Raw genomic sequence first — 15,119 nt, 5'->3', positions numbered from 1 at the left:
TCCGGGATGGTTCTGGCCAATTCAATTGGCTTGGTTTTGTTCAATCGAATCGGGCGGCGCAGTACGCCACGCCGGCCCTGCCACTCCGCCCGTGTCGGATCGCGACACGGGGGGTCAAGCGGCCGCCGCGCCGATACGCGCGACGGCACGAGCCCATCAAAACCGTGGAAACCCGCCGCGCATACCGCACGGCCCTCGCGCGCGGCGGGGTTCCGCTTCGGTTCGCGACGCTTACTGCACGTGGAACTTCGGCGACGTCAGGACCGTGCCGCCCACCGTACAGTCCGGCGTCAGCGCGGCGTTGTTGAACGTCAGCGACGAGTTCGCATCGCTCCACGCCGTCACGACCTTGCTCGGCCCGCAAGTGCCGAGCAGCGTGACGTTCACCTTCACGTTGTTGATCGACAGTTGCGTCGTGCTGTCGGCCTGGCCGGTCCACGGCGACGTGCTGCTCGCGCTGCCGCTGATCAGGCCGCACGTCGCGCCGCCCGAGAACGTCGCCGACGTGATGTTGAGGATGCCGGTCGACGTGATCGTGCCGTTGAACGTCGCGTTGCAATTTGCGTTGATCGCCCCCTTGGCAAGGGCCGTCAGCCCCGTCGCCGAGAACGGCTCGCCGTTCGGATTCATCGGTTGGCCATCGGCACGCGAAACGGTGACGGCAAAAGCAGGCGCGGCCGAAACCGCGGTGAAAGCCACTGCAGCAACAAGCGATACGATTTTGCGAATGCTCATTTGAACTGCCCCCTCTCTTCACAAATGGCGGCACGCCGCCAGGAACGCGACCTTCCGGCCGGAACGATCCGGCCAGCCGGTCGCAGGAAGCCGCCGGCACGCGTCATGCGCGCCGGTCGGCTCAGAACTTGTAGGAAATCCCGACGAACGTGATCAGCGGGTCGGCCTTCAGCTTCGTGCGCGTGGTCGCGAGCGTCGAACCGTCCGCCGCCTTGATCACGAGCGACGAGTAGGTCTTCAGCGGCATGTACGTCAGCGTCGCCGTGAGCCCCCAGTGCTTGTCGATCGCGTAGCTCGCGCCGATGTTGTAGACCGGCGTGAACGACGACGACGCCTTGCCCTCCACCGACGTCGCCCCCGGCTTGCCGGCGCCGGCGGCGAGCACGCTGCCGAGGTTCTCGTTGATGTCCTTCGCGAAGTTGCCGTTCAGTTCGATGTTGCTGAACCAGCTGTAGGCCACGCCGATCCCGACGAACGGGCGGAACCTCGCCGTCGACGAATTGAAGTAGTACTGCAGAATGATCGTCGGGCTCCACTGCCGTGCGTTCTTCACGGCCGGCTGGTTCGCCGACTTGTCCATGTCGACGTTGCCGAGCGCGCCGGCCGGCCCCGGCGGCTTGATCACGCCATGGCCGGTCAGCGTGAACTCGGGCGGCACGCCGAGCACCGACGTCACCGCGATGTGATCGGTGAAGAAGTGCGTGAGCGTGAGGCCGACCGTGTCGGCGTTGTTGACCGTCAGGCTCGTGCCCGGCGACGTGAACGAACCGGGCAGGCGCAGCGGGCCGTTGATCGGCATGCTCGCGAGATTCGTCGTGAGCCCGTTGGTCGAATCCTGCGGCATGATGTGCAGCCAGCCCAGCGTCGCGACGTTGTCGCCCGCCTGCTGGGCCGATGCGAGCGTCGATACGCCTGCGACGACACCCGCGACAATCAGCTTCTTCATGAAGTCTCCCCCTCATTCTGTCCGGGCGCCGCGCACCTGCGCGCGGCGCCGCCGTGTCTCCATCCCTGCGGTCACTGCACGAACGCGCCGACCGTGAAGTACGGGTTGCTCGGATCGGCCATGTCGAGGAACCCGAACACGCCGCCGGTGAACGCGAACTTGCCGGTCGCCGGCCCCGATGCCGCATCCGCGTGCACGGTCGTCACGACGCCCGGCACCTTCTGCGTGTAGTCGAGGTTCAGCGCGCGCGTGAGCGCGGCCTGCGACGCGTTGAACGGATCGAGCAGCGTGGCCTGCGCGCCGACGAGCGCGGTCGCGCGGTAGTTGAACGCGCTGTCGACGCCCGTGTACTCGCCGTCCTGCGAGCCCTGCGCGATCGCCGTCTGCGGGCTCAGGAACGAGATGCCCGATTCGTCGTCCGCGCTCGGCGGCCCTTGCGTGAGGTCCGCGTTCGCGGCGCCGGTGCGGATGAAGACCGGCACGAGCTGGTTGCGCAGCTTGCCGACGATCAGGATCCCCTTGCCGGCCTTCGCCGGATCGAGCGCGGCGAGCGTCGGCGGAATCTGCGGCTGGTAGTTCAGCGACTGGAATGCCGGCGCATCCGGGCGCAGCGTGAACGGCTGGTTCACGGTCGCGCTCGATGCCAGCGGCTGCCCGCCGTTCTTCTTGCCGAAGTTGTCGGTTTCCGTATAGCTGCCGTCCGCGTTGATCGTCACCTTCTGGTCGAGCGCCACCGGCTGGAAGCTCTGCGACGGCACCTGGTGATAGCCGAGCTGGTTGTACGTGCCGGCGATCTTCGTCAGGTCGGTTTCCAGCGACGAGAAGCTGATGAACGGGTAGTACGGGAACGTCGTCTTCGGGATCTTGCCGACGCCGATCACGCCGTCGAACTGGATCGCCGCGCCGGGGATCGCGCCGCCCAGCACGCCTTCGCCGAGGAACAGCCGCGCGGGCCGACTCGGGTCGAGGCTCGCGTTCTGCATCCGGAACGTGCACTGGTTCAGCTTCACCGTCGGCAGCCCCGTTTCGTCGGCCAGCGTGCCGTCGACCACGTTCGCGGGCGCGGTGTCGCGGGTCGGCTGCACGGTGCCCGTGGTGGTCGGCACCGGCGACGCGAGGTAGGTCATCCGGTACGTCATCTTCGTCGTGTCGAGCTGCACCTTCACGAGCTCGCCCGACCCGGAGCCGCCGATGAACACCGTGTTGTAGTCGATCGTCTGCGGGCACAACCGGACTGCCGGCGCGGGCGGCGGGTCGCCGTCTCCGCCGCATGCGGCCAGCACGGGCGCGAGCGACGCCGCGGCCATCCATTGCTTCAAATTCATAGGAATCCTCTTGAAATTCGATTCGCCGGCGGCAGCGCATGCGCCGCCGGTGTGACGTGTTCAGTGCAGGGTTACTGGACGAATGCGCCGACCGTGAAGAACGGGTTGACCTTGTTGTTGTCGACGACCATCGCGTAGACGTTGCCGGCCGTGACGAGCCAGCCGGTGTCGCCCTTGCTGAAGATCGCCACGTTGCCGTTCGCGCCCTTCGCGTTGAAGTCCTGCGTGGCCGTGACCTTGATCTTGCCGGGCGTGGCCTGCGTATAGTCGAGCGCGAACTGCGAGGTGACCGACGACGTCTGTGGATCGATGAACGCCGCGGTATTGCCCTGGAACAGCGTGGACGTATAGTTCGCGGCCAGCGTCGACACGGCGGTGCCGTCGTTGCAGGTGCCCGCTTCAGGCAGGAAGTTGCTGCCGTTGAAGGTACCGGGCAAGTCCGGATGCGGGATATTGACGTTGAAACTCGGGCCGCCTGTCGCGAAGGCCCCTGTCACACCCGCCGACGTCACGATGCCGCACGCCGACGCGCTGGTCGCACCGATGTACCCGCCCTTCAGCGAATTCGCCGTGATCGCCTTGCTCGACGAGAGCATCGAGATGCCGACTTCGGCATCGGCAACCGACGCAAGGGCGTTGCTCTCGTCGACATGCGTGTAACCGACACGAATCACCACCGGCACGAGCACGCCATTCAGCTTGCCGACGATCATGATGCCCTTCGCCTGGCTAGGAGACAGAATCACGATGGCCGACCCCTGTCCGGCAAACGGATAGACGACCGGGCCGAACCCGCTGGCTTTCGCATTGCTCACGAAGACATTATCGGCCGATCCGTCCGCGTTCTTGCGCAACGTCCAGGGCGTTCCGGTGGTCTGACACGAGTAGTCGCTGCTCGGCGTGATCGTGCATGATCCATCCGCGTTGAGCGTCTGGTTCCAGTTGACCACGTCGGGCTGCCAGCCGACGGGCCCCAGAAAATCCTGATAGCTGGAGCCGACCGGCGACAGGTGAATGCCGACCTCGTTGTAGTTGCCCGCGACCTTCGTGAAGTCGGTTTCCGTTTCGATGAAGCCGATGAACGGATAGAAATCGAACGTGCGCGACGGCACCACGCCGAGTACCAGACCCGGAATCGGCTCGAGGCCCTTGAACGCGATCGTCGCCCCCGGAATCCCGCCGCCCACCACGCCATTGCCGACGAACAGCATCGGCGGATCGGTACGCTTGATCGTCACCGCATACGCGCCGTCGCTCGTCGCACCGCTGTCGAGCACGAACGCGCAGCGGTTCTGCTCGGCCGTCGGAAGATTGGTCGGATGGTGGAACGCGCCGCTGATCGTCAGGCCCGCGCGCGTGTTGTTGACCTGCCCCGCCGACGTCGGCACCGACGATTCGATGAACTGCATCTGATAGGTGAGCTTCGTCGTGTCGAATTTCACCTTCACGTACTCGCCGCTGCCGGCCCCCCCCGTATACGTCGTCGTGTAATCGAGCGCGTCCGGACACAGCTTCGTCACGACCGGTGGCGTCGTTTCGGCGCCGCTCGGCCCGCAGGCGCTGCCCGAGCACTGCGGCACGGTGATCGGCCCCGGATCGTCGCCGCCGCCGCAACCGGCGACGAACGGCAGCGCCAGCATCGCGCACGACAGGATCGCCTTCCGCCATTCAGGAATGCAAATCATCAACCCCTCCTTTTCAGGTACGACAAGTCTCGTCCGGCTGGGCTGCATGGCCCGCCGGTTGGTATCGCGCCGCCGCACGAAGGCGCGGCGCATGACGATGCACGCAAGGCGGCCGCGATGCCGGTCGGGCACATGCGGCACACGCCGCGGCGGCAGACAAGCGCGCTCCCGCAGCGCCGTCATGCGGCACGGCGCCGTCGGAACGATCGAAACGGAAAGTGGCTTGCCGCTACGGCTTGCCGCTATGGTTCGCCGCTACACGGCGAGGTGACGATGCAGCCACGCAACCTGCGTCGTGCCTGCATTCGGCGAAAAATCGGAAAACGGCAGTCCCGCTGGCCCCGCGGATAGGCGTCTCATGGTGTGGTCTCCATACGTACGCTTGATTCGTTATCGTGATGCGTCGTGTGTCGAGACTATGATCGGACCATTCACACAAGTAAATGGATGCAGAGTTCCAAACGAATGAAACCGCGCGATCCTAGCGTTCATACGGTATTTAACAGATTTTCAAACAGCCTTCATTTTATTTGCTCAGACAAATACCCAGGCTGTAGAACACGCGTTTGAACGGCGACCGCCAATCCGCGCCGAGCCAAGCCGGCCGGCCCTCAGCGGCCCGCACGCATGCTGCGCCGCAACCTTAGACGTCGATGATCGCGAGCGTGCCGTGGCTGCCGGGCAGCACCGCGTGCAACGTGCCGGCGCGCGCGAGATACATCTGCCCGGCCCCGACCACGATCGTTTCCGCGTCGACCTCGAGCATCAGCGTGCCGTCGAGCACCAGCAGCCCCTCGTTGTAGTCGTGCACTTCCGCTTCGTAAGGCTGCGCATCCATGCGCAGCACCTTGATCCGGGCCGGCCCGACTTCGCCGACGATCATGGATTTCCATGCGGTAGCCTGCGCGTCCGCCACGGATTTGAAATCGATCAAGGACATGCGCCGCGCTCCGTATCATCGTGAAAGGAATGCATTATCGCGAGCGCCACGCGTGCCGTCCCGGTACGGCGCGCGGGCCGGCGGGCAGCACAGTCGGCCGGCCTGCCGGGCGGCCACGCGGTCGTGGCCCGATTCGCGGAAAACAATCCGGATTGTTCGCGCCACTCAAATAAATCACCGAATCATCGAGCGATATCGCCGAAATTCACGCAAATCCGGCACCGGCACGGCCCGGCCTTTCCATCAGAATGCATTTCGATCTGCCGATTGCTAATATGGCGGTCCCGCGATCCCGCACCACAATACCGTTCGACATGACGCCCGTTCGCCATGCCGTCCCCGGTCCCGGCCGCTTCGCAGCGGCGGCGGCGCCGGGCACGCGCGGCGCCCGCCGTCGCGCCGGGCGCCCGTGCCATCCGTGAGCATGCAACCGATCCTTTCCGTCTCCGATCTCTCCAAGACTTACGCGTCCGGCTTCCAGGCGCTGAAGCACGTGACCCTCGACATCCGCCCCGGCGAGATCTTCGCGCTGCTCGGGCCGAACGGCGCCGGCAAGACGACGCTGATCGGCTCGATCTGCGGCATCGTCACGCCGACCGAAGGCCGCGTGACGGTCGGCGGCCACGACATCCGCGATCAATACCGCGCGGCCCGCGAAATGATCGGCCTCGTGCCCCAGGAGCTGACCACCGACGCGTTCGAAACCGTCTGGGCCACCGTGTCGTTCAGCCGCGGCCTGTTCGGCAAGGCGCCCGATCCCGCGTACATCGAGAAGACGCTGAAGGCGCTGTCGCTGTGGGACAAGCGCGACAACAAGCTGATGACGCTGTCGGGCGGCATGAAGCGCCGCGTGATGATCGCGAAGGCGCTGTCGCACGAGCCGCGCATCCTGTTCCTCGACGAACCGACGGCCGGCGTCGACGTCGAGCTGCGCCGCGACATGTGGAAGCTCGTCGATTCGCTGCGCGAAAGCGGCGTGACGATCCTGCTGACCACGCACTACATCGAGGAAGCCGAAGAGATGGCCGACCGGATCGGCATCATCCTCGGCGGCGAGCTCGTGCTCGTCGAGGAAAAGCGCGAACTGATGCGCAAGCTCGGCAAGAAACAGCTCACCGTGCAGCTCGAGCAGCCGCTCGCGGACGTGCCGCCCGCGCTCGCGCCGTTCGGGCTCGAACGCGCGGAAGACGGCGCCGCGCTCGTCTATACGTACGACTCGCAGCGCGACGACGCGAGCATCGCGAAGCTGATCAATGCGCTCGGCTCGGCCGGCATCGGCTTTCGCGACCTGCACACGACGCAAAGCTCGCTGGAGGACATTTTCGTCAGCCTGATCGACAACCGCCGCAACGGCGTGCAAGGAGCCTGACGTATGAACTGGCATGGAATCCGCGCGATCTACCGCGCAGAAATGGCCCGCACGCGCCGCACGCTGATGCAGAGCATCATCGCGCCGGTGATCTCGACGTCGCTGTATTTCGTCGTGTTCGGTTCCGCGATCGGCTCGCGCATCAGCGACGTGAACGGCATCGGCTACGGGTCGTTCATCGTGCCGGGCCTCGTGATGCTGTCGCTGCTGTCGCAGAGCATCTCGAACGCGTCGTTCGGCATCTACTTCCCGCGCTTCACCGGCACGATCTACGAGATCCTGTCCGCGCCCGTGTCGTACTGGGAGATCGTGATCGCGTACGTCGGCGCGGCCGCGTCGAAGTCGATCCTGCTCGGCGTGATCATCCTCGCCACGGCCGGCCTGTTCGTGCCGCTGCACATCCTGCATCCGTTCTGGATGGTGCTGTTCCTGGTGCTGACGGCCATCACGTTCAGCCTGTTCGGCTTCGTGATCGGCATCTGGGCCGACAGCTTCGAGAAGCTGCAGCTCGTGCCGCTGTTGATCATCACGCCGCTCACGTTCCTCGGCGGCAGCTTCTACTCGGTCGACATGCTGCCGCCCGCGTGGCGCGTGATCACGCTGTTCAACCCGATCGTCTACCTGATCAGCGGCTTCCGCTGGTCGTTCTACGGGATCGCCGACGTGCACGTGTGGATCAGCCTCGCCGCGACCGCGCTGTTCCTCGTGATCCTGCTCGCGATCGTCGCGTGGATGTTCCGCACCGGCTACAAACTGAAGAATTGACGCCGGCCGGCGTCACGCGCGCCGCCCCGCCTATGACGCATTTGGGCAAGCAGGCGGCGCTTTTCCTCTGATGCGGCAGTTTGTGGTCGCGTCTACTGAATACGAAGCATCGGGGCCCTGGAGCATGCGCTGCACGGCCCCTTTTCATTTCAGAGGACGCCATGCCCGCCGCCACCGCTCCCGCCTCCGCCGCCGCCCGGCTCGAACGCCTGCCGTTCTCCGGCTATCACAAGCGCATCTTCTTCATCATCGCGATCGCGTTCTTCTTCGACTCGGTCGATCTCGGCACGATGACGTTCGTGCTCGGTTCGATCCGCAAGGAGTTCGGACTGTCGACCGCGGCCGCCGGCCTCGTCGCGAGCGCGAGCTTCTTCGGGATGGTGCTCGGCGCGGCCGTCGCCGGCCTGCTCGCCGACCGTTTCGGCCGCCGGCCCGTGTTCCAGTGGAGCATGGTGCTGTGGGGCGCCGCGTCGTACCTGTGCTCGACCGCGCAGAGCGTCGACGCGCTGATCGTCTACCGCGTGCTGCTCGGCATCGGGATGGGGATGGAGTTCCCGGTCGCGCAGACGCTGCTGTCCGAATTCGTGCCGGCCGCAAAGCGCGGCCGCCTGATCGCACTGATGGACGGCTTCTGGCCGCTCGGCTTCATCACGGCCGGCATCGTCGCGTATTTCGTGCTGCCGCAATTCGGCTGGCGCACCGTGTTCGCGCTGCTCGCGATTCCGGCCGTGTTCGTGCTCGTCGTGCGCCGCATCGTGCCGGAATCGCCGCGCTGGCTCGAACATGCGGGCCGGCATGCGGAAGCCGACACGGTGATGCATACGATCGAGGCGAAGGTGATGCGCTCGGCCGGCGTCACGACGCTGCCGCCGCCGTCGCGGCTCGCCGAACCGGCCGCAGCGCGTGGCCGCGGCGCATTGCGCGAGATCTGGAGCGGCGTGTACCGCCGCCGCACGGTGATGGTATGGCTGCTGTGGTTCTTCGCGCTGCTCGGCTTCTACGGCCTCACGTCGTGGCTCGGCGCGCTGCTGCAGCAGGCCGGCTTCGAAGTCACGAAATCGGTGTTCTACACGGTGCTGATCTCGCTCGGCGGCGTGCCGGGCTTCCTGTGCGCCGCGTGGCTCGTCGAACGCTGGGGCCGCAAGCCGACCTGCATCGCGTCGCTGATCGGCGGCGGCGTGATGGCGTACGCGTACGGCCAGAGCGCGCTGTACGGCGGCAGCACGACGCTGCTGATCGTCACGGGCCTCGCGATGCAGTTCTTCCTGTTCGGGATGTGGGCGGCGCTGTACACGTACACGCCCGAGCTGTACGGCACCGGCGCACGCGCGACGGGCTCGGGCTTCGCGTCGGCGATCGGTCGCGTCGGCTCGCTGATCGGGCCTTACGTGGTCGGCGTCGTGTTGCCGGTGTTCGGCCAGGGCGGCGTGTTCACGCTCGGCGCGCTGTCGTTCATCGCGGCGGCAATCGCCGTGTGGACGCTCGGGATCGAGACGAAGGGGCTCGCGCTGGAGCAACTGGCGGCAGGCGACGAAGCGGGCGGCAGCGGCCGGTATCCGGCGGCGGCAGCGGACGAGGCGTCCTGATCGCGGGGTTGGCTTTGAGCCCGATTCAGGCCGGGCGGGCGTTCACCGCCGTGCCCGGCCTGCTGCGCGAATCGACCGGCTTCGCATCCGGCGCGCACGACATTCCACGCGTGCTCGCCGGCGCGATCGCTCACTGCGAAGCCGCCGCCGCGTAGGCCGCGGCAGCGGTCATCCGGCAGGGGTGCAGCGGAGCCCGTCAGGCGTCGGCGACGACGAACTCTTCGGCCGCCTTGCGCTGGACCGCGGCCAGCACGGCCAGTTCGCGCTTGCTGCGCGTGTCGCCGGACACGACGCCCGTCGCATGCTTCGCCTTCGCTCCCAGCGGGAAAAAGACGAACGACGCGCCGGCCGGGGCCGCCGGCTCCGCGCGCAGGCGTTTGTTCAGGATTTTCAGGTACTTCTTCTTCGACACTTCCTTAGCAGCCATGGCGTCCTCCGCGTACACGTGATGCGGATCAGCATACCAGTTTTGCCGATGCACTCCGTGACAACGGAACGGCCGCGCGGTGCTCCCACCGTTCCGACCGCGCGTGAAAATTTTTCGTCCGCGATGTCGATTCGCGTCGCCGTCGCGCGTCGTATTGTCGTAACCGATCGTTTTGCCATCGCACCGCCGGCAAACGCCCTCTTCCCGTTCAAGGAGATACGACAATGCGCGTCATGGTCATCGTCAAAGCCACCGCCGATTCCGAATCCGGCCGGATGCCCGACACCGAACTCATGGCCGAAATGGGCCGCTTCAATGAAGCACTCGTGAAAGCCGGCATCCTGCTCGCCGCCGACGGATTGCACCCGAGCAGCCGCGGCAAGCGCGTGCACTTTTCCGGCAAGAACCGCGCCGTCATCGACGGCCCGTTCGCCGAAACGAAGGAGCTCGTCGCCGGCTACTGGCTGTGGCAGGTGAAATCGATGGAAGAAGCCGTCGAATGGGTGAAGCGCTGCCCGAACCCGATGCCCGGCGACTCCGACATCGAGATCCGCCCGCTGTTCGAGGCTGAAGATTTCGGCGACGCATTCACGCCCGAGCTGAAGGAGCAGGAAGCGCGGATGCGTGCGGAAGTCGACGCCCGACAGAAGCCCTGAAACGGCCGGCGGGCGGCGGGCGGCGAGAGCCGCCTCGCACGCACTCGGAGGAACCGGTTGACGGAGCCCTGCCAAGTAACGTATCGTTTTGACACGTTATTCGGCAGGGCTTCGTCATGCATTCCCGTTTCGACCGTTTCCGCTTGACCGCGCTCGGCGCCCAGCTCGAAGCGCTGATCGAACAGCCCGAGCGCTATCTCGAGTTCGCGGCGCTGTCGCGCGTCGGCGTCGCCGCGATCGGCGCGATCCAGGACGAGATCGCGCGCACCTTCCCCGAAGTCGAAGCCGACACGACGGCCCGCCAGTTCTGCGGCGCGATGGTCGCCGACGTCATGCGCCGCCACGGCCATGAGGTCGTGCAGGCGCGCGGGCGGCTCGGCGGTGCGCTGTTCAGCTATGGCGCGGTATTCAGCGCGTACCCGCACCGGCTGCCGTTCGCCGACGTCGTCGCCGCGCTGGCTCGCATGCCCGCCCGGCTCGCTGCCTGTGCGGCGCACGTGCCGGCGGGGCTGGCCACGCGCCGCCCGGCCGGCACCGGCTTCTCGCTCGTCGAACATGCGTGCCACCTGCGCGATCTCGATGCGGTGTTCGCCGCGCGCATCGACGCCGTGCGCACGGCCGAGCTGCCCGTGATCGAGTCCGTCGACGGCACCGTGCTCGCCGCGCAACGCGACTATCTCGCGCAGCCGCTCGATCTCGCCGTCGCGGCGTTCGGCCGCGGCCGCGCCGCGCTGTGCGCCACCGCGGCCGCGCTGGAACCGTCGCAACTCGCACGCTGCGGGCTGCGCGACGGCATCCGCCGCATGTCGCTCGACGAACTGGTGCGCGAGCTGCTCGACCACGACCGCACGCACGTGCTCGAACTCGACGAACTGCTCGCCGAACTCGAATTGCCGCCCCTGCCTTCAGCGGCGGCCGCATGATCCCGCCCACGCCCGTCGTCTTCATTCACGGTTTCATCGGCACGTTCGACGTGCGCGGATGGAACGGCCCGCATCTCTGCCCCGACCTGCTCGGCTACGGCGCGCATCGCGCCACGCCGCCCGACGCGATCTCGCTTGCCGCGCAGGTCGAGCACGTGCAGCACACCGTCGATACGCACTTCGGCATGCAGCCGGTCGACGTCGTCGGCCATTCGGTCGGCGGCGCGATCGCGATGCTGTTCGCGCACGCGCACCCCGAACGCGTGCGGCGCATCGTCAACGTCGAAGGCAACTTCACGCTCGACGATGCGTTCTGGTCCGCATCGGTCGGCCGCATGACGCCCGACGAAGCCGATGCGATGCTCGACGGCCTGCGCGCGGCCCCGCTCGCCTGGCTGCGCGGCGCGATCGACGCACCGTCGCCGGGCCAGCTCGACGACGCGCGCCGCTGGCTCGTGCATCAGCCGGCCTCGACGCTGCGTGCGATGGGCCGCTCGGTGATCGAGACGACCGGCGCTGCGGGTTACCTGCCGGCGCTCGCGCAGGTGTTCGAGCGTCACCCCGTCTGGTTGATCGCCGGCGAACGCTCGCGCGCGGGCTGGCACGTGCCCGGGCACGCGCTCGCCCGCTGCGCCGGCTTCGACACGATCGCCGGCTGCGGGCACCTGATCGCGGCCGAGCGGCCCGACGCGTTGCGCGCCGCCATCGAACGCATCGTATGCAAGCCGTCTGCCTGACAACCCGTAGGATTCGCCGAAATATGGTTGAAAGGCGCGGTTGCTAGAGTCGTCGGAACAGGGTTTTCCCGGCCTCCGGCCGGACTGGGTCGACACATGCAAGGATCGATGCGCCTGGCACGTACCTTCTGGCTGCTTCTGCTGCTCGCCGTCACGAGCCCTGCGTTCGCGTTCCACGCGCGGGTCGTCGCGATTCCGAGCGCCGCGATGAGCGAAACGCTGAAGGCCACCATCGTGCTGCCCGACGACTACGCACGCGACAACCACGGCGAACGCTATCCGGTCGTCTATCTGCTGCACGGCTCGGGCGGCGACCATACCGACTGGACGTCGAACACGCACATCGCCGCGCTGGCCGACCGCTATCGCGTGATCCTCGTGATGCCCGACGGCGGACATGAAAGCTGGTACATCGACAGCCCGTTCGATTCGGGCAGCCGCTACGAGACCTTCATCGGCGATGAAGTCGTGTCCTATGTCGACCTGCATTTCCGCACGATCGCGGCCCAGCACGCGCGCGCGATCACCGGGCTCAGCATGGGCGGCTTCGGCGCACTGCGCATCGCGCTCGACCGGCCCGACACGTTCGGCGCGGTCGGCAGCATCAGCGGCGCGGTCGATCCGCGCTGCTGCACGGACGAGCCGGGGATCGCCCACGTGTTCGGCGATCCCGACCGCCATCCGTCGTTCTGGAACCGCAACGTGATCGCCGAAAGCGCGCGGGCGTTCGTGCGCGCGCATCTCGACCTGACGATCGATTGCGGCCGCGACGATGCATTCGTCGACTCGAACCGCACGCTGCACGAACGGCTCGTCGCGCTCGGCGTGCCGCACGACTATGCGGAGCGGCCGGGCGGCCATACGTGGGATTACTGGGCGAATGCGATCCGCTACCAGATGCGGTTTTTCGCGACGTCGTTCCAGCATCGCGGCTACGCGTCTCGTGCCGCGCCGTCCGCGCCGGGCATGACACGCGCGGGCTGACGCACGGCTCCCCCCTTACGGCGGCGATCCGGCCGAAGGCTGCAAGGCCTGACGTCGAAAGTCGAAACGGGATGACGAACCGGCATGCCGGGCATGCGCGCCCGGCAAGAAGATGAACGCGCGTCGCCCGACGCGCGAAAAAGAGAAACGACGAAGCCGTCAGTTGTCGTGCGCGGTGTCCGCGCCGACGATGCGATCGAAGAATTCCTGTGCACGCGCCAACTCGTCGAGCGCGCGATCGAGACGCGACATCGCGCGTGCGTATTCGACCGACGAGCCGTCGTCGTCGCTTTCGCCGCGCACCGCGCGAAACGCCTGATCGACGTTGCGCGTCGCTTCGACGAAGCGTTGTGCGGCCCGGGCTTCCCGCGAACAGATGTGGGTCGACATCGACACTCCTCCCTCAGGATTGCAGTGTGAAGCACGCCGACGCTCAGTGTGCGTGGTACGCATGTCGGCGGCGTGAACCACGACCCGTCGCGTGTCGACGCATCGGCCGCCGCGCCGCGCGCTTCGTGCCGATTGTCCCTCCGCGCTCGCCGATCCGCTACGGCGAGATTGCAACAAATTCTTGCGCGAACGACTTCGCGCGTGGGGTCACGCGCGCCCGACGGGCGGATGCGCGAGCCCCGCGAACGCGGCTGCCTCGCCCGGCGACAGGTCGAACAGATCGCCGGTGAGATCGCGCGGATGCTCGGCCGCCGGCCGGTTGCGCATGCGCGCGGCATGCGTGGGCGCCACGTACGCGGCGGCCGTTTCGAGCGGCGGCACGTCGAACAGATCACGCGTGACGCCGCGCACGGCGTCCGTCGGTGAACGGCCGCGCAGGCGCGCGACCAGCTCGACGAAGCGATCGAAATCGCCCGCGCGCGTGGCCTTGTTCACTTCCGCGAGATCGCGCGCCTTCAGCACGCATGGCTGCGCGAGCCGCACGAAATACGGTGCCTCGAGCTCGACCGACAGCGCGAGCGGATAGCTCTTGCCCGTCTGTTCCTTCGCACGCCCGAGGCAGTCGACCACGGCCGCGCCCTGCGCGGCGCCCAGCGGCCTGCCGGTGCTCACGCTGCGCAGATGGTCGGGAAACACGCGCAACTGCGTGCCGACCGTCAGCGCGGTGGATGACGCACACACGAGCGCGTAGTGCTGCTCGCGGCGCCGGCCCGACGGTAACGTCGAGCGGCTGGCGATGAACGTATGCGGCGGCAACGGCCGCACCTGCCCGCTCGCGTCGACCCACGCATTCCACAGCAGCGCGTCCTTGCGCTCACCCGCGCGCGGGCGCGACGCGACCGGCGAAAACAGCGCGAGCAGCGAGCCCGTGCGATGCGCGGCGACTTGCGCGCTGCTGCCGAGCGGCTGGTTGATGCCCCACAGAAAACGCCCGCCCCCGAGCCGGCGCTCCCATTCCTTGCGGAGCACGACGGTCGGCAGTTCCTCGCCGGACTCGGTACCGATCTTGGTCCAGCAGAACGTGGGTGGGAGGTGTTTCAGTGTCATCAACTTTCTCGGGATACAGCCTCGCTGCTGACAGCAAGCCCATTCAACAGCCGTAACTGTATAGGTATAATGCATCGCATGGAAGCCCCGGACCAAGATTTTCCCGTTCAAGACCTGTTGCGCCGCCTGATGGCAGATACACGCTCGTCCAGCGAAATCGCGCGACTTTCCGGGGTCAGCCAGCCAACCGTGTCGCGCCTTCGGCTGTCGAACGGACGCCGGCTGCGTCGCAGCGCACCATTCAACAAGCTATGCAGTTTCTATGGTGTCGATGCGGAGCCGTCGCGCCGCCGGTACAACGACCTGCTGCGCGACGCGATCGTCGACGCGTGGGACGGCTCGGACGAGCACGGGCGCGCGCTGCTGGTCGTGATTCGGGGGCTGAAGGATTTGCAGGCGAAGGCGGATGACGGGTGATGTCGCGCAAGTGCGCGGTCCTTCATCGAGATTGAACGTGATCGGCACGCGCGCCCGCATCGGCGACGGCGCGCCGCTCTCTGCATGCGTCGCGCAGCGGCTCGCCAGCACCGCGTCGCCGTATCGA

At 67.0% G+C, this 15,119-nt stretch carries 17 protein-coding genes; 9 read left to right on the top strand and 8 right to left on the bottom strand.

From position 1 onward, the window contains the following. Positions 1-231 precede the first annotated feature (231 nt). The 5 genes from HWX03_RS27870 to HWX03_RS27850 all read right to left on the bottom strand — a co-directional run bounded on the left by HWX03_RS27870 (position 232) and on the right by HWX03_RS27850 (position 5,631). Positions 232-735, bottom strand: coding sequence for an activator protein (locus tag HWX03_RS27870; protein ID WP_175873463.1), 504 nt, complete (start codon positions 733-735; stop codon positions 232-234). A gap of 121 nt (positions 736-856) precedes the next feature. Continuing rightward, positions 857-1,681 (bottom strand): OmpW family outer membrane protein, encoded by an 825-nt coding sequence (locus HWX03_RS27865; protein ID WP_175873462.1) that lies wholly within the window; start codon positions 1,679-1,681, stop codon positions 857-859. Positions 1,682-1,752: 71 nt separating this feature from the next. Further along, positions 1,753-3,006, bottom strand: coding sequence for a DUF2957 domain-containing protein (locus tag HWX03_RS27860; RefSeq protein ID WP_175873461.1), 1,254 nt, complete (start codon positions 3,004-3,006; stop codon positions 1,753-1,755). Between the two features lie 71 nt (positions 3,007-3,077). Next, entirely contained in the window at positions 3,078-4,691 is a 1,614-nt protein-coding gene (locus HWX03_RS27855) for a DUF2957 domain-containing protein (protein ID WP_175873460.1), read from the bottom strand. A gap of 643 nt (positions 4,692-5,334) precedes the next feature. Next, positions 5,335-5,631, bottom strand: coding sequence for a cupin domain-containing protein (locus HWX03_RS27850; RefSeq protein ID WP_175873459.1), 297 nt, complete (start codon positions 5,629-5,631; stop codon positions 5,335-5,337). Between the two features lie 424 nt (positions 5,632-6,055). Here HWX03_RS27850 and HWX03_RS27845 point away from each other — a divergent pair, with 424 nt between their 5' ends. The 4 genes from HWX03_RS27845 to HWX03_RS27830 all read left to right on the top strand — a co-directional run bounded on the left by HWX03_RS27845 (position 6,056) and on the right by HWX03_RS27830 (position 9,506). Further along, positions 6,056-7,000, top strand: coding sequence for an ABC transporter ATP-binding protein (locus tag HWX03_RS27845; RefSeq protein WP_027781348.1), 945 nt, complete (start codon positions 6,056-6,058; stop codon positions 6,998-7,000). A gap of 3 nt (positions 7,001-7,003) precedes the next feature. Beyond that, complete coding sequence (locus tag HWX03_RS27840) at positions 7,004-7,765, top strand: ABC transporter permease (protein ID WP_027781349.1); 762 nt, start codon at positions 7,004-7,006, stop codon at positions 7,763-7,765. 161 nt (positions 7,766-7,926) lie between these two features. Continuing rightward, a complete protein-coding gene (locus HWX03_RS27835) occupies positions 7,927-9,351 on the top strand; it encodes an MFS transporter (protein ID WP_175873458.1) in 1,425 nt (474 codons plus the stop codon). A gap of 14 nt (positions 9,352-9,365) precedes the next feature. Beyond that, positions 9,366-9,506, top strand: a complete 141-nt coding sequence (locus HWX03_RS27830; protein ID WP_175822084.1) for a hypothetical protein — start codon at positions 9,366-9,368, stop codon at positions 9,504-9,506. A gap of 41 nt (positions 9,507-9,547) precedes the next feature. Here HWX03_RS27830 and HWX03_RS27825 read toward each other — a convergent pair whose 3' ends face one another. Beyond that, positions 9,548-9,778, bottom strand: coding sequence for a hypothetical protein (locus tag HWX03_RS27825; RefSeq protein ID WP_174430966.1), 231 nt, complete (start codon positions 9,776-9,778; stop codon positions 9,548-9,550). Positions 9,779-10,002: 224 nt separating this feature from the next. Here HWX03_RS27825 and HWX03_RS27820 point away from each other — a divergent pair, with 224 nt between their 5' ends. The 4 genes from HWX03_RS27820 (at position 10,003) to HWX03_RS27805 (ending at position 13,078) form a co-directional block, all read left to right on the top strand. Next, positions 10,003-10,434, top strand: a complete 432-nt coding sequence (locus HWX03_RS27820; protein ID WP_175822085.1) for a YciI family protein — start codon at positions 10,003-10,005, stop codon at positions 10,432-10,434. 116 nt (positions 10,435-10,550) lie between these two features. Further along, positions 10,551-11,357 carry a DinB family protein gene (locus HWX03_RS27815; protein ID WP_175873457.1) on the top strand — a complete coding sequence of 269 codons (807 nt, stop codon included), beginning with the start codon at positions 10,551-10,553 and terminating at the stop codon, positions 11,355-11,357. Then, the gene (locus HWX03_RS27810; protein ID WP_175873455.1) at positions 11,354-12,094 is read left to right on the top strand and encodes an alpha/beta hydrolase; all 741 of its coding nucleotides are present in this window, start codon (positions 11,354-11,356) and stop codon (positions 12,092-12,094) included. Before HWX03_RS27815 ends, HWX03_RS27810 begins: the two co-directional genes overlap by 4 nt. Before the next feature lie 108 nt (positions 12,095-12,202). Further along, positions 12,203-13,078 carry an alpha/beta hydrolase family protein gene (locus HWX03_RS27805; RefSeq protein WP_175822086.1) on the top strand — a complete coding sequence of 292 codons (876 nt, stop codon included), beginning with the start codon at positions 12,203-12,205 and terminating at the stop codon, positions 13,076-13,078. 159 nt (positions 13,079-13,237) lie between these two features. Here HWX03_RS27805 and HWX03_RS27800 read toward each other — a convergent pair whose 3' ends face one another. Together HWX03_RS27800 and HWX03_RS27795 are read right to left on the bottom strand one after the other, a co-directional pair. After that, entirely contained in the window at positions 13,238-13,468 is a 231-nt protein-coding gene (locus tag HWX03_RS27800) for a hypothetical protein (protein ID WP_175873454.1), read from the bottom strand. 207 nt (positions 13,469-13,675) lie between these two features. Next, a complete protein-coding gene (locus tag HWX03_RS27795) occupies positions 13,676-14,575 on the bottom strand; it encodes a hypothetical protein (RefSeq protein ID WP_175873452.1) in 900 nt (299 codons plus the stop codon). A gap of 78 nt (positions 14,576-14,653) precedes the next feature. Here HWX03_RS27795 and HWX03_RS27790 point away from each other — a divergent pair, with 78 nt between their 5' ends. Further along, the gene (locus HWX03_RS27790; protein ID WP_175873483.1) at positions 14,654-14,992 is read left to right on the top strand and encodes a helix-turn-helix transcriptional regulator; all 339 of its coding nucleotides are present in this window, start codon (positions 14,654-14,656) and stop codon (positions 14,990-14,992) included. Positions 14,993-15,119 lie beyond the last annotated feature (127 nt).

Source organism: Burkholderia sp. BCC0397, from assembly GCF_902832865.1.
Lineage (GTDB): Bacteria > Pseudomonadota > Gammaproteobacteria > Burkholderiales > Burkholderiaceae > Burkholderia.
This window is presented reverse-complemented; position numbering and strand designations above follow the sequence as displayed.

Coding starts and splice junctions, on each gene's coding strand:
- HWX03_RS27850 (WP_175873459.1), bottom strand. CDS start 5,631: ATGTCCTTGATCGATTTCAAATCCGTGGCGGACGCGCAGGCTACCGCA.
- HWX03_RS27835 (WP_175873458.1), top strand. CDS start 7,927: ATGCCCGCCGCCACCGCTCCCGCCTCCGCCGCCGCCCGGCTCGAACGC.
- HWX03_RS27860 (WP_175873461.1), bottom strand. CDS start 3,006: ATGAATTTGAAGCAATGGATGGCCGCGGCGTCGCTCGCGCCCGTGCTG.
- HWX03_RS27800 (WP_175873454.1), bottom strand. CDS start 13,468: ATGTCGACCCACATCTGTTCGCGGGAAGCCCGGGCCGCACAACGCTTC.
- HWX03_RS27805 (WP_175822086.1), top strand. CDS start 12,203: ATGCGCCTGGCACGTACCTTCTGGCTGCTTCTGCTGCTCGCCGTCACG.
- HWX03_RS27845 (WP_027781348.1), top strand. CDS start 6,056: ATGCAACCGATCCTTTCCGTCTCCGATCTCTCCAAGACTTACGCGTCC.
- HWX03_RS27855 (WP_175873460.1), bottom strand. CDS start 4,691: ATGATTTGCATTCCTGAATGGCGGAAGGCGATCCTGTCGTGCGCGATG.
- HWX03_RS27810 (WP_175873455.1), top strand. CDS start 11,354: ATGATCCCGCCCACGCCCGTCGTCTTCATTCACGGTTTCATCGGCACG.
- HWX03_RS27870 (WP_175873463.1), bottom strand. CDS start 735: ATGAGCATTCGCAAAATCGTATCGCTTGTTGCTGCAGTGGCTTTCACC.
- HWX03_RS27815 (WP_175873457.1), top strand. CDS start 10,551: ATGCATTCCCGTTTCGACCGTTTCCGCTTGACCGCGCTCGGCGCCCAG.
- HWX03_RS27820 (WP_175822085.1), top strand. CDS start 10,003: ATGCGCGTCATGGTCATCGTCAAAGCCACCGCCGATTCCGAATCCGGC.
- HWX03_RS27840 (WP_027781349.1), top strand. CDS start 7,004: ATGAACTGGCATGGAATCCGCGCGATCTACCGCGCAGAAATGGCCCGC.
- HWX03_RS27825 (WP_174430966.1), bottom strand. CDS start 9,778: ATGGCTGCTAAGGAAGTGTCGAAGAAGAAGTACCTGAAAATCCTGAAC.
- HWX03_RS27795 (WP_175873452.1), bottom strand. CDS start 14,575: ATGACACTGAAACACCTCCCACCCACGTTCTGCTGGACCAAGATCGGT.
- HWX03_RS27865 (WP_175873462.1), bottom strand. CDS start 1,681: ATGAAGAAGCTGATTGTCGCGGGTGTCGTCGCAGGCGTATCGACGCTC.
- HWX03_RS27790 (WP_175873483.1), top strand. CDS start 14,654: ATGGAAGCCCCGGACCAAGATTTTCCCGTTCAAGACCTGTTGCGCCGC.